Below are 12,385 nucleotides of genomic sequence, written 5' to 3'. Positions count from 1 at the left end.
GCGTATAGTGTGGTAAGAGCGGTAAGCAGGAGTACGCCGGTACGGCGAAAATCGTACAAGCATGTTGGATCTTATCGAAAAGCGCTTCGCGAAAATTAAAGATGAGCTGCACGCCCAGGTGCCGAGCGGCTCCAACCTGCATGGTCACGCAGCGGTATTGCTGGCACTGACCGACGAGGAAGACCCTCAGGTCATTTTGACCCTCCGCTCCCAGCATCTATCGAGCCACTCTGGCGAAGTGTCGCTTCCCGGCGGGCGCTGGGATGATACCGACCCATCCCTGGAGTTCACCGCACTGCGCGAGACGCACGAAGAAATTGGCCTGCCCGCAGATCAGGTTCGCATACTCGGTCCGCTGTGGACTCGCACCACCCGCTGGCAGGTGGAAGTCACTCCGTGGCTCGGTATTGTGCCCGCCGACGCATCCTTGACACCCAACCCGGGTGAGCTGGATGCAATTTTCCGGGTTCCCCTGTCGTGGTTTTTCGATGATCCGCGTATCCGTACCGATCGTATTACCATCGATAAGCGCCGTATCTATTTGCCCGCCTACAAATACGAAGGCTACGAAATCTGGGGATTTACCGCCGGGGTTCTGACAGAATTCCTGGTACGCGTACTGGATGCGCCCATTGGGCGCAGAGATGACGTGCCCGTCCGGGCCCTCAGCGAGAACGAAGACTCGTAACAGGGTTTTCCCCGACCTCGTGCCGGTCGATTGGGTATACTGCGCGCCTGATTTACCGAGATTGCCCATGCCCAGACCCAAGTCCGCGGTCGCTCTGGAAGATGTCCACTGGAGCGCCCTGAAAACACTATTCCCCTACCTGTTGGAGTTCAAACGCCCGGTCATTCTGGCGTTGATGTGCCTGGTGGGCGCCAAGGCCGCCAGTGTGGGCCTGCCTTTCCTGTTGAAGCATATCGTTGACGGCCTGGATCAGGCCGGTGGCGTTGCCGCGGCGATTGCCCTGCCATTGGGGTTATTGCTCGCCTACGGATTTGTCCGTTTTTCATCGGTTCTGTTTGGCGAACTGCGCGACACCATTTTCGGCCGCGTTACTGAGCGCGCGCAGCGTCGCGTCGGGCTCGAAGTGTTCCAGCACCTGCACAAGCTCGATCTGGATTACCACCTCAATCGCCGCACCGGCGGCCTGTCGCGGGATATCGAGCGGGGTAATTCCGGCATTGGATTCCTGATGCGCTTTATGGTGTTCAACATCGTTCCCACGCTGGTGGAAATCCTGATGGTGGTGGGCCTGCTGTGGTGGAACTACAACGTCAGTTTTGCCCTGCTGGTACTTGGGGCAGTCGTTGCCTACATCAGCTTTTCCGTTATCGCCACCGAGTGGCGGACACGCTTCGTGCGCGAATTAAATCAGGCGGAATCCCAGAGCAGCAGCCGTGCGGTGGATAGCCTGTTGAACTACGAAACCGTGAAGTACTTCGGCAATGAGCGACACGAGGCGCAGCATTACGACCATGAGTTGGCAGCCTGGGAACAGGCGCGGCGCAAGAATCGCCTGTCGTTATTTGGGCTGAATGCGGGGCAGGCATTTATTACTGCTGCCGCCATGTGCGGTGCCATGGTGATGGCGGCCGTCAATGTCACCAATGGCACCATGACCATTGGTGATTTTGTTCTGATCAACGCCATCATGATGCAGATCTTTATTCCGTTGAATTTCCTCGGCTTTGTGTACCGGGAGATGAAGGGCGCCCTCGCCAACATCGAAAAGATGTTCTCCATCCTCGATGTCAAACCGGCAATTGAAGATGTACCGTCGGCCGCAGACCTCGACGTACCGCAGGGCGGCATCGAGTTCCGCGATGTGCATTTTGGCTACGGTGCGGATCGGGAAATTCTCAAAGGGGTCAGCTTCCGTGTTGCGCCCAGAGAAAAGGTTGCCATTGTTGGCGCCAGTGGCGCGGGTAAATCGACCCTGTTCAAGCTGCTGTTCCGGTTCTATGACGTTACCGGCGGCAGTATCCTCGTGGATGGACAGGATATTCGCAAGGTAAGCCAGGACTCCCTGCGCGGCGCTATCGGCGTTGTGCCCCAGGATACGGTGCTGTTCAATCAGTCCATCCATGAAAACGTACGCTATGGGCGAGTGGACGCCAGTGATGAGGAGGTGGCCGACGCTATCCGTCACGCACAGTTGGACGACTTTATCCGTCAATTGCCGGAGGGTACCAATACGGTAGTGGGGGAGCGCGGTTTAAAACTCTCCGGAGGAGAAAAACAGCGTGTGGCTATTGCCCGGGCAATCCTCAAGCACCCACCGATTATGGTGTTTGATGAGGCGACCTCCAGCCTGGATAGCCATTCCGAGCAAGGCATCCTGCGCGCGTTACAGGAAATTTCCCAGGAGCAGACCACGCTGGTGATCGCTCACCGGCTGTCCACCGTGGTGGATGCGGATCAGATTCTGGTGATGGATCAGGGGCGTGTGGTAGAGCAGGGCAATCATCGGCAGCTGATCGAGGCCGATGGTCACTATGCGGCCCTGTGGCGCATGCAACAACAGGAGCGTGCCCGTGAACAGGGTGCCGAGGCCGCGCCCACCTCACCCTGACAAATCGCTGTCCATTTCTTGGCGTGAATTGTTTTTTCTGTGAGCTGTTCACGCCACGTAAATTTCTTAATTTGCCCATAATTGCAGTCGAATATCCGGTGCCACAGGGGAGCCTCTGGCACTGTGGACATCTTCAGACGCCATATTTAATGTGGCGCGCACAAATAACGAAAACCCTTGGGCGTGAATCTGCATGAAACCTGTACTCTTTGCTGCGTCGGCACTGGCGCTTGTTCTTGCTACCGGCTGTTCCTCCGGTGATAAATCCTCCACCACCTCGAAGCCGGATGCGCCTGCAGAAACGACAGCGCAACAGGCTGTGGACCCAGCGCAGCAAGCCGTGGAGCCCGCCACTGGCCCGCAGGCTGGCGGTATCGCCGAAGGGGTGGATCCCGCCCGTTTCAATATTTATGCGCCGGTGGAACTCAATGCCGACCTGTCCGCCCTGTCGGACAACCAGCGCCAGCTGATTGGCAAGTTGATCGATGCGAGCAAGATCATGGATCAGTTGTTCTGGTTGCAGTCTTACGGCCCTGCACAGGAGCTACTGAGCGGTATTGATGACAGTGCCGCGCGAAAATTTGCTGAAATCAATTACGGTCCATGGGATCGCCTGAACGATAACAAGCCCTTTATCGCCGGCTATGGCGACAAACCGCTGGGCGCCGAGTTCTACCCGGAAGATATGACCAAGCAGGAATTTGATGCATGGCAGCAGCCGGGTAAAGATGGCCTTTACTCACTGGTGCGCCGCGATGAAAGCGGTAACCTGACCCTGATTCCGTACCATGAAGCCTACAAGGCGGAACTGGAAAAGGCGGCGGTGCTGTTGCGTGAAGCAGCCGCGCTGGCGGAGGATGCCGAGTTTGCCGGTTACCTGAAATTACGCGCCGATGCGCTGCTAGATGACCAGTTCCGCGAAAGTGACATGGCGTGGATGGACTTGAAAAAGAACCGCATCGACGTGGTGATCGGGCCCATCGAAAACTACGAGGATCAGTTGTTCGCCTACCGCACCGCCTACTCCTCCTATGTTTTGCTGAAAGATATGCAGTGGAGTGAAAAGCTGGCGAAGTTTGCCGCGTTCCTGCCCGAACTGCAGCGCGGTTTACCGGTAGATGACAAGTACAAGTCAGAAACCCCGGGAACCGACTCCGACCTGAATGCCTACGACGTCTTGTACTACGCAGGCGACAGTAATGCCGGCTCCAAGACCATTGCCATCAACCTGCCAAACGACGAAGAAGTACAGCTTAAAAAGGGCACCCGTCGCCTGCAGTTGAAAAACGCCATGCGCGCGAAGTTCGATCAGATCCTGATTCCGATTGGTGGCGTCCTGATCGCCGAAGATCAGCGCAAGCACATTACTTTTGATGCGTTCTTCGCCAATACCATGTTCCACGAAGTGGCACACGGTCTCGGTATCAAGAAGACGGTCACCGATGGTGCGAATGTACGCCAGGCCCTGAAGGAAACATCCTCTGCGCTGGAAGAAGGCAAGGCCGATATTCTCGGCCTGTACATGATTACCGAGCTGCACGGTAAAGGTGAGCTGGAAGACGGCGAGCTGATGGATAACTACGTGACCTTCCTCGCCGGTATTTTCCGCAGCGTGCGCTTCGGCGCGGCCAGCGCGCACGGTAAAGCGAATATGATGCGCTTCAACTTCTTCAAACAGGAAGGTGCCTTTACCCGCGACGAAGCAACTGGCCTGTACAGCGTGGACTTCGAAAAAATGCAGGATGCCATGGCGAAGCTATCCAACCTGATCCTGACCATCCAGGGCGACGGAGACTACGAGAAGTCCAAAGCCCTGCTGGAGGAAATGGGCGTGGTTGGTGTCGAGCTCCAGTCCGATCTGGATCGATTGAAAGCGGCAAACATCCCTGTGGATGTGACCTTTATTCAGGGTAAGGAAATCCTCGGTATTCAGTAAGTCGGAAGCTTCTGAGCTTCTGTAAACCTCTACTAAAGAGCCCCAATAAAAAGCCCCGCCAAGAGCGGGGCTTTTTATATTGCGACAGAGGCATTACCTAGCGGGCGCTATCGCCAGATACTCCGGGTGATCTCGATACATCCAGATTCGTGCCCTGGCTGCGAAATATGAGTTCAGGTATTACGCCGATTTCCAGCTGCACGGGTCTTTCGGCCAGTTCCCCCATGCGTTGCTGTAAAGCATCGGCAAATTCCTGTGTGATCACCTCTGCGCCATCCACCACATCCACTCGGATCACAATACTGTCATCGTCAAACCGCGTGGTGATACTGGTAAAGCGGATCTCAGCGTCTTTACCGATGATCGCGTGGCTTTCGGAAATCAGTGAGCGCTGGACCATATTACGCACGAGTAATTCTTCCAGGCCGTGCGTGAGAGAAGGAACCACAACCAGCAGGCTGACAAAGGCGCCAGCAAGTGCGGCCATCGCTTTGGGTTGCTTGCGAAAATACTGTAGGAAAAAGACCACCGTTGCCGCAAAGGCGATTCCCACCAGATTGGTCAGAAACAGGATAAATGGGCGCTTTGCACTCAGGTAGTCCCACGCCACGCCCACTTCGATACTGGCCTCATTGTCCAGTGCCAGGGCAATGCCCACCGTGCACAGGGGCGGGACCAGGGCCACGGCAATGGCGATTCCCGCGAGAGTCGCAGAGGTACTCGGGCGGGTGAGTGTATAGGCCGCCGCTGCACCCGCGGCAATGGCAACGTCGAGGTCGAGCATACTGGGGCGCATGCGCGCGACAATCTCCGGACCCGCCATCTGATAGCCGATGGCATGAGTCGTCAGGTAGGCGATGACGATACACAGCAGACTCCCGGAGATTGCAATCAATGCCGAGCGCAGCATCAAGTGTCCGTCCCAGGAAACCACACCGAAGGCGAGGGAAATGATCGGCGCCATTAACGGGGCAACGAGCATTGCGCCGATAATTACCGCAGCACTGTCGGCGAGTAAGCCGAGGGTGGCAATGACCGTGGACGCGGTCATCATCAGGTAGAAACTGAGTGACGGTACCGAGCCCGGAATAATGAGATCGTGGGCTTCTGCCAACGGCAGGGGTTTTTCGATGTAGCGTCGCCAGTCAGCGTGCGGCTTTTTCTCCAGTTCTGCCATGAAATGGTCCAGCGTGAAGTTGGCTCGATATCGTTGTTGGTCAAGTGCGCTTGCGGCAATTCCGTCGCTGCACACTTGAGTGCCACAGCGGCGACAAGTCATTGAAATCAGTATATGTTGCCTGCGCCGGGGTGCATCGATCAGGCATGGTAAATACTTGCTTATTCCCGTTGCTATTCCGGATCCTATTTCCGCTCCTAATCCCGCTCCTAATCCGGTCCCTGTTTCAGCTATTTTGGGATGCGTCAAAGCGTGTCGGCATATCCGCTTTTCTTGAACACTCGAGTGCCAGTCGTGCACTCGCTAGCAGCGTTTGACCGCCAGTACTCTACAATCTCATGGACGCCTACCAAGAGCACTTAAAGGAATTTAAAAGCAATTTAAGTGCAATAGTGTGATTAATAATTCTTGGGCAGCCTTCTACGTGGTGCAGATTCCGGGAAGAAGATCATTTCTCTGCGCCCGCGGCTGAGTCGGCAGAAGAGGATTTTCTATGGGATTCAAGCTTGACCACTGGGACTACCTGACCTTCCTCGTCATTATTGGCGCCTGCCTGTGTATTCTCGTGATTTTGCTGTGGATCGCCGGGTTGCCCGGTCGCATTGCTATTGCCCGCAAGCACCCGGACGCAGAAGCGGTGCGCATAATGGGGTACGCGGGTTTCCTCGCCGTGGTGCCGTGGATCAATGCGTTCATCTGGGCGTTTAAACCGACCGATACCATCGATATTCGCCGGTTGCCCGAAGAAGAGGCGCAGGCAATCGATGAAAACATCGCGCGTTTGAAAGGGGATGAGGGCGACAAAAAGAAGAAGTCATCCGGAGGTAATCCCCCGCATGACACTCCCCCGCGCAATAATGGCGATACAGACGCTTAAGGGGCCGCACTAATGCTGTTGGGCTTCGTCATACTGTTCGTCTATATCGTCGCCGTCTGGCTGACGTTTTTTAAATTCAAATGGATGAAGTTCAACATCGCCTGGGGCATTGTGTCCCTGTCGGTGGGCCTGCATCTGTTGCTGATTTTCCTGATCGGATTGCGCTTTATTACCCCGTATTCCACCAATGCACGCATGATTCAGCACACCATTCAGCTGACCCCGCGTTTGAATGAGCCAACGCTGGTGACCGATGTATTGGTGGAGCCGAATGTGTTGGTCAAAAAAGGCCAGCCACTATTTCAGTTTGACCGCCGTCCATACGAATACAAAGTGCGGGAATATGAAGCGGAACTGGCGAAGGCCAAACAAAATGTAAAGGTACTGGAAGCAGACATTCAGCTGGCGTCGCAGAAAGTGGTGCAGAAGGAAGCCGAGCTGGTGTATGCGCGCTATGAGCTTGCGTTATCCGAGAAGCTCGCACGTACCGGCGCTGGGCCACAGGAGGATGTGGAAAAATGGAGCGCCCGCGTCGTCGCCAGTGAGGCCGGTATTCACGAGGCCATGGCCGAAGTCGAGCGGGCGGAACTCGAATACAACTCGCGTATTGGTGGGGTCAATACCACCGTAGCCACGATTCAGGCGAAACTCGACCTGGCCCAGTTCTATCTCGACAATACCCTGATGACCGCCCCGGAAGACGGCCATGTGATGAACCTGCAGGTGCGCCCGGGCATGGTGGCCGGTTCTTTTCGCATTGGTGCCATCGCCACCTTTGTGTGTGAGTCGGACCGTTATCTGCTGGCGAATTACTTCCAGGAAAACCTGAAACATGTGCAGGAGGGGCAGGTGGTGGAAGTTGCCCTGGACCTGTACCCGGGGCAGATATTTACCGGCAAGGTAGAGGCTATCTGGCGTGGCAGTGGACACGGCCAGTTGCTTCCCAGCGGCAAGTTGCCCAAGTTTCACTTCCGACCGCTGGAGCTGCCGCAGGGGCAGTTCGTGGTCGCCATTCGCATGGACGGTGACGACCAGTCCAAATTTCCCATCGGCACCCAGGGTCGCGCCGCCATTTATACCGATACGTCCAGTGGCTTTGTGATACTGCGCAAGATCGGTATCCGTGCTTATTCCTGGGCAAACTACCTGTACCCCTTTGCCGGATGAGTAGCCATAAGTTTTCACTCGTTCGCGTGCTGCTGGCTTTGGCGCTATGCCTGGCCACTCATGGTTGCGCTTTGCGCACACCACCGTCGCCGGTAGAAAACCTCGACACTGCACTTCCGCCGGAGACCGGGGTGCCTCTGGACTGGGTGGCGCGCACTAGCAACTTGCCGGTTGTGGATAACTGGCTTGGCACTTTCGACGATCCCGTATTGAGTGCGCTGGTTGCGGAAGCCATGGCCAACAACCTGGATTTGCATCAGGCAATAGAAGACGTGGAAATTGCCCGGCAGCTGGTGGTGGTGGCCGGCGCCCCCCTGAAACCGCAAGTGGGCGGGAAAATCGGCGCCAAGCAGACGCACGACTTCGGTGACGATGATCGTTTCAAACATACCTTCAGCCATACCATCGCCGGGCTCGGGGTGACCTGGGAGATGGACTTGTGGGGCAAGCTGCGTGCGAACCGCGCGGCGGCCGTCGCCGACTACGAGGCCAGTGAGTTCGATCTCGTGTACGCGCGCCAGTCCCTCGCCGCTACGGTGGCGCTGAACTGGTATCTGGTGACAGAGGCATTGCAGTTGATCCAGCTTGCGGACGATGCTGTGAACATTTATTCCCAGTTATTCGAGTTGTCTGAAGTGCGCAATCAGAGCGGAAAGAGTTCGCAGCTGGACGTGGTGGATGCCCGCGCGCGTCTGCAAAACGCGCAAAGTGAACGGGAAAAGGCCAAGATTAAATACGGCGAACTGGTGCGCACGCTTGAGGTATTACTCGGGCGTTACCCGGCCGCGGAGCTTCGTGGTGCAGAGAAATATCCACCGTTGCCGCCGCCAGTATCGGCGGGGTTACCGGTGACCTTGTTGGAACGCCGCCCGGACATTATTGCTGCGGAATATCTGGTTCTGGCGGCATTTCGCAAGGAAGAGTCCGCGCGCTTGGCGCTGTTGCCGGATTTTTCCCTCGAGCTTACTGCGGAGCGCCTTGGTGATCACCTGTTGAAAATCCTCCGCTTGAGTCCTTACTGGGCATCTGCGGAGGTCGGTGCAACCATCCCGATATATGAAGGGGGTGCTCTGTGCGCCTACGTGCGGATCGCCACTGCGCAGCAGGCGCAGGCAGTGGCCAATTACGGCAGTGTCGTATTGAACGCATTCCGCGAAGTGGAAACCCTGCTTGCCAGTGAGTCACTGTTGGCCGGTGAACTCTATTACGCGCAGCGTGCGCTGCAGGATCGTACCCGCGCAGTGGAAATCGCCATTGAGCAGTATCGCGCGGGCAAACGGGATCTGTTGTGGGTGGGCGAGCTTCAGGCGGAGCAATTGCTGGTTGAGTCAAATGTAATCCGTTTGCGCAATGCACGGGTTTCCAATCGTATTCGTTTGCACCTGGCGCTGGGTGGTGGTTTTGAAGCGGTGGCGCTGGCGGCACCAAGTTCAGGAGGTAGTAAATGAGTCACCGACCACATGTGCTCGCAACGGCGCTGATACTGGCGGTTACCACGTTTCTGTTTCACGCCGCGGTGTTACTGGAATTTACTCACCATATGTCGGGGGTACACCAATGGTTTGCCGACGCGCTGGGCAGCAGCAGGGCGGACACAATACTGGTAACCCTCTGTTTTGTTTCGCTCTTCATTACCCATGTGATTGAAGCCTCGCTGTGGGGCCTGTTTTTCTGGCGCAAGCGCCTGGTACCGAATTTTGTTGAAGGGGTGTACTTTGCCACCTCGTCGATCACCGCCCTTGGTTACGGCGATGTGGTGCTGAAACCGCCCTGGCGCATGTTAGGACCGTTGCTGGCGGTTAACGGACTGCTGATTTTCGGGTGCTCTACCGCTTTCCTGTTTTTGGTTCTGCAGAAAGTCTGGGGCACCTTGTAGCAAGCGTTTATCGCGTTGTTTCTCTCCAATTGGGCACCCGCAACTCTGCCATTTCTTTGCCCGTATCTGGGCCTTCTTGTCAGTTCCGAATCTGACTAGTCTTCTCTGCGCCGAAATCATAGACTGCCGGTATAGGGTTTAATTAGTGAGCATACTGTGCAGCCAGATCCGGTCATTTGTAACCGCGCGCGTCTCGCGCGCGACAAGCGCTTCGATGGGCGCTTCTTCACTGCGGTGAAGACCACCGGTATTTTTTGCCGCCCGATCTGTCCGGCGCGGCCACCGCTGGAGAAGAACGTCGAATACTTCAACACCGCAGCGGAGGCCACCGCGGCGGGCTATCGTCCATGTCTGCGTTGTCGACCGGACGCGGCTCCTGGCAGTGCTGCCTGGGGATTGGTTTCCACCACGGTGCAACGTGCCTTGGCCTTGATGCGTGCCGAACGCGAAGCGCAGTCCATAGAGCAGCTCGCCGAGCGCCTCGGTATTACCAGTCGCTACTTGCGTAAACTCTTTGCCGAACATATTGGCTTGAGCCCCCTGCAGGTATGGCAGACGGAGCGCGCGTTGTTTGCGTTCGGGCTGCTGCGTGATACCCACCTGCCGGTGGCCGATGTTGCCTTTGCCTCCGGCTTCAATAGTCTGCGTCGCTTCAATGGGGTGTTTAAGTCCATTTATCACCGCACGCCCAGCGAAGTTCGTCGGGAATCGACCAAGCGCGCCAAGCAGCCGGATTCTGGCAACGGGGTGCAGATTTATTTGAGCTATCGTCCCCCCTTCGACTGGCCGGCGCTGCTGGCCTTCTTTGCTGCACGGGCGCTGCCCGGTGTGGAGCAGGTGATAACGGCAGAGGATCCGGAGCGGGGAGAATACCTGCGCAGTTTCGAGCTGAACGGTCAGCGCGGTGTATTGCGCGTTGCGCACGAGCCTGAGAAATGTCGTCTGCGGGTGAGCGTCTTTGGAAACGATGGCAGTGGGGGTTGTGGTGCGGTGCTGTACCCGCTGCGGGAAAAGTTGCGGCGACTGTTTGACCTGGATGCTGACAGCGAGGAAATCCGCGAGCACTTGCAGGCGGATCCACTGTTGCAGAAGGTTTTGAGTGCAACTCCGGGGGTGCGTTTACCCGGCGCCTGGGACCCGTTTGAATACACTTTGCGCGCCATTCTCGGTCAGCAGATTTCTGTTGCCGCCGCGACCACTATTGCCGGGCGTGTGGCCAGGGGGTATGGCGAGGCGTTTAGCGGCCCAGATGGTGAGCAACTGCTGTTTCCCAGCGCGGAACAGCTGCGCCATGCAGATTTCTCCGATATCGGGGTGACCCGTACCCGCGCTGCCACATTGCGCAGTTTTGTCGCCGCCACACTGGCAGGCGAAGTGGACTTTGATGAGCCGGAGCTGGAGGCGTTTTGCAAGCAGATGACCGCACTCCCCGGTATCGGCGACTGGACCGCGCACTATACGGCGATGCGTGGCCTTTCAATGCCGGATGCCTTTCCCGCGTCGGATCTGGGAATTCTGATCGCGCTGGGCGATGGTGAGAAAAAGGCGACCCCCAAGCAGGCCCAGGCGCGGGCTGAGTCCTGGCGTCCCTGGCGCGCCTACGGGGCCCTGTTGCTGTGGCAATCCCTCAAACTGAAGACCAAAGAGAGCTCCTCGACATGATCAGGTATGAAATCTATCCCAGCGCTTTTGGCGAGCTCGGTATTGCGGCGAACGAAGCTGGGCTTGTGGGTATTGATCTGCAGGCTGGCAAGCGGCCCTTGCCGGTGCGGGAAGACTGGTTGCGCGAGGCGACGCCGCATACGGATTTGGCGTTTGAGCAGCTCGAGGCGTATTTCGCCGGCGAGTTGCAGTCTTTTGACCTCCCTCTGGGTGCCGCAGGCACTCCATTCCAACAGTCCGTGTGGCGCGCACTGTGTGCGATCCCCTTTGGCGAGACCCGCAGTTACCGCGAGCTGGCAGAGGCGATTGGCAACCCGAAAGCTGTGCGCGCGGTCGCCCGGGCCAACGGTGCCAACCCGCTGTCCATCGTCGTTCCCTGCCACCGAGTGATCGGTGCTGACGGGTCGCTGACGGGGTATGCGGGGGGTATCGAGATGAAGGCGCGGTTGTTGGCGCTGGAAGGGGTTCTGATTGGCTGATTTGTCTGGCTGGTCACGGGCTGCAGGGGTGCCCTGAGGGTGGCAATCCAGACCGGCGGGCGGGATAATACGCGGCTGATTTCAACGATATACCACTGATTGCCGGAGGTCGCATGCTGTACAGATTGGGCGATAAACAGCCACAGCTGGAGGGCGAGGGCCATTATGTCGCGCCCGGCGCGCGGGTAATCGGCAATGTGCTGATGATGCCGCACAGTTCGGTGTGGTTTAACGCGGTCATCCGTGGCGATAACGAACTGATCACCATCGGTGAGCGGGCCAATGTTCAGGACGGCTCGGTGTTGCATAACGATCCGGGCAAGCCGCTGACCATCGGTACTGGTGTGACCGTTGGGCACAATGTGACCTTGCACGGTTGCGAGATTGGTGAATATTCCCTGGTGGGGATGAACGCGGTGGTGTTGAATGGGGCCAAGATTGGGCGCTGTTGCATCATCGGGGCGAATGCGCTGGTGAAGGAAAATATGGAGATTCCAGATTTTTCGCTGGTGCTGGGTAGCCCCGCCAAGGTGGTAAAAACGTTGGACGAGTCGACGTTTGAGTTGCTGAAGTTGAGTAGTGATGTGTATGTGGCGAACGGCCAGCGCTTTGCGGAAGAGCTGGTTGAGGTCTGA

At 57.1% G+C, this 12,385-nt stretch carries 11 protein-coding genes; 10 read left to right on the top strand and 1 reads right to left on the bottom strand.

The genetic code is table 11. The features are described from left to right. The first annotated feature begins 61 nt into the window (after positions 1-61). From KUV22_RS12935 to KUV22_RS12925, 3 genes are all read left to right on the top strand, one after another. Complete coding sequence (locus KUV22_RS12935; RefSeq protein WP_222231778.1) at positions 62-688, top strand: NUDIX hydrolase; 627 nt, start codon at positions 62-64, stop codon at positions 686-688. Positions 689-755: 67 nt separating this feature from the next. Then, a complete protein-coding gene (locus KUV22_RS12930; RefSeq protein ID WP_222231776.1) occupies positions 756-2,576 on the top strand; it encodes an ABCB family ABC transporter ATP-binding protein/permease in 1,821 nt (606 codons plus the stop codon). Positions 2,577-2,769: 193 nt separating this feature from the next. Continuing rightward, positions 2,770-4,512, top strand: coding sequence for a dipeptidyl-peptidase 3 family protein (locus KUV22_RS12925; protein WP_222231774.1), 1,743 nt, complete (start codon positions 2,770-2,772; stop codon positions 4,510-4,512). Between the two features lie 97 nt (positions 4,513-4,609). Here the strand turns inward: KUV22_RS12925 and KUV22_RS12920 are convergent, their stop codons facing one another. Then, positions 4,610-5,689, bottom strand: coding sequence for a DUF389 domain-containing protein (locus KUV22_RS12920; RefSeq protein WP_222231773.1), 1,080 nt, complete (start codon positions 5,687-5,689; stop codon positions 4,610-4,612). Between the two features lie 493 nt (positions 5,690-6,182). On the opposite strand from KUV22_RS12920, the gene KUV22_RS12915 reads away from it, so the two are divergent. From KUV22_RS12915 to KUV22_RS12885, 7 genes are all read left to right on the top strand, one after another. Further along, the gene (locus KUV22_RS12915) at positions 6,183-6,566 is read left to right on the top strand and encodes a DUF3302 domain-containing protein (protein WP_261319538.1); all 384 of its coding nucleotides are present in this window, start codon (positions 6,183-6,185) and stop codon (positions 6,564-6,566) included. Positions 6,567-6,578: 12 nt separating this feature from the next. Further along, positions 6,579-7,733, top strand: a complete 1,155-nt coding sequence (locus KUV22_RS12910; protein ID WP_222231771.1) for an HlyD family secretion protein — start codon at positions 6,579-6,581, stop codon at positions 7,731-7,733. Continuing rightward, positions 7,730-9,181 carry a TolC family protein gene (locus tag KUV22_RS12905; protein ID WP_261319537.1) on the top strand — a complete coding sequence of 484 codons (1,452 nt, stop codon included), beginning with the start codon at positions 7,730-7,732 and terminating at the stop codon, positions 9,179-9,181. Before KUV22_RS12910 ends, KUV22_RS12905 begins: the two co-directional genes overlap by 4 nt. Then, positions 9,178-9,609: an ion channel gene (locus tag KUV22_RS12900; protein WP_222231769.1), complete on the top strand. Its 432-nt coding sequence runs from the start codon at positions 9,178-9,180 to the stop codon at positions 9,607-9,609. The genes KUV22_RS12905 and KUV22_RS12900 overlap by 4 nt, the downstream gene beginning before the upstream one ends. 156 nt (positions 9,610-9,765) lie before the next feature. Continuing rightward, positions 9,766-11,271: a DNA-3-methyladenine glycosylase 2 gene (locus tag KUV22_RS12895; RefSeq protein ID WP_222231768.1), complete on the top strand. Its 1,506-nt coding sequence runs from the start codon at positions 9,766-9,768 to the stop codon at positions 11,269-11,271. After that, positions 11,268-11,750 carry a methylated-DNA--[protein]-cysteine S-methyltransferase gene (locus tag KUV22_RS12890; RefSeq protein ID WP_222231766.1) on the top strand — a complete coding sequence of 161 codons (483 nt, stop codon included), beginning with the start codon at positions 11,268-11,270 and terminating at the stop codon, positions 11,748-11,750. The genes KUV22_RS12895 and KUV22_RS12890 overlap by 4 nt, the downstream gene beginning before the upstream one ends. Before the next feature lie 113 nt (positions 11,751-11,863). Continuing rightward, positions 11,864-12,385 carry a gamma carbonic anhydrase family protein gene (locus KUV22_RS12885; RefSeq protein WP_222231764.1) on the top strand — a complete coding sequence of 174 codons (522 nt, stop codon included), beginning with the start codon at positions 11,864-11,866 and terminating at the stop codon, positions 12,383-12,385.

This window comes from Microbulbifer agarilyticus (genome assembly GCF_019800665.1).
GTDB classification, from domain to species: Bacteria; Pseudomonadota; Gammaproteobacteria; order Pseudomonadales; family Cellvibrionaceae; genus Microbulbifer; species Microbulbifer agarilyticus_C.
This window is presented reverse-complemented; position numbering and strand designations above follow the sequence as displayed.

Excerpts from the sequence above, each read along its gene's own strand:
- KUV22_RS12890 (WP_222231766.1), top strand. The coding sequence starts at position 11,268 with ATGATCAGGTATGAAATCTATCCCAGCGCTTTTGGCGAGCTCGGTATT.
- KUV22_RS12885 (WP_222231764.1), top strand. The coding sequence starts at position 11,864 with ATGCTGTACAGATTGGGCGATAAACAGCCACAGCTGGAGGGCGAGGGC.
- KUV22_RS12910 (WP_222231771.1), top strand. The coding sequence starts at position 6,579 with ATGCTGTTGGGCTTCGTCATACTGTTCGTCTATATCGTCGCCGTCTGG.
- KUV22_RS12925 (WP_222231774.1), top strand. The coding sequence starts at position 2,770 with ATGAAACCTGTACTCTTTGCTGCGTCGGCACTGGCGCTTGTTCTTGCT.
- KUV22_RS12920 (WP_222231773.1), bottom strand. The coding sequence starts at position 5,689 with ATGGCAGAACTGGAGAAAAAGCCGCACGCTGACTGGCGACGCTACATC.
- KUV22_RS12915 (WP_261319538.1), top strand. The coding sequence starts at position 6,183 with ATGGGATTCAAGCTTGACCACTGGGACTACCTGACCTTCCTCGTCATT.
- KUV22_RS12900 (WP_222231769.1), top strand. The coding sequence starts at position 9,178 with ATGAGTCACCGACCACATGTGCTCGCAACGGCGCTGATACTGGCGGTT.
- KUV22_RS12935 (WP_222231778.1), top strand. The coding sequence starts at position 62 with ATGTTGGATCTTATCGAAAAGCGCTTCGCGAAAATTAAAGATGAGCTG.
- KUV22_RS12930 (WP_222231776.1), top strand. The coding sequence starts at position 756 with ATGCCCAGACCCAAGTCCGCGGTCGCTCTGGAAGATGTCCACTGGAGC.
- KUV22_RS12905 (WP_261319537.1), top strand. The coding sequence starts at position 7,730 with ATGAGTAGCCATAAGTTTTCACTCGTTCGCGTGCTGCTGGCTTTGGCG.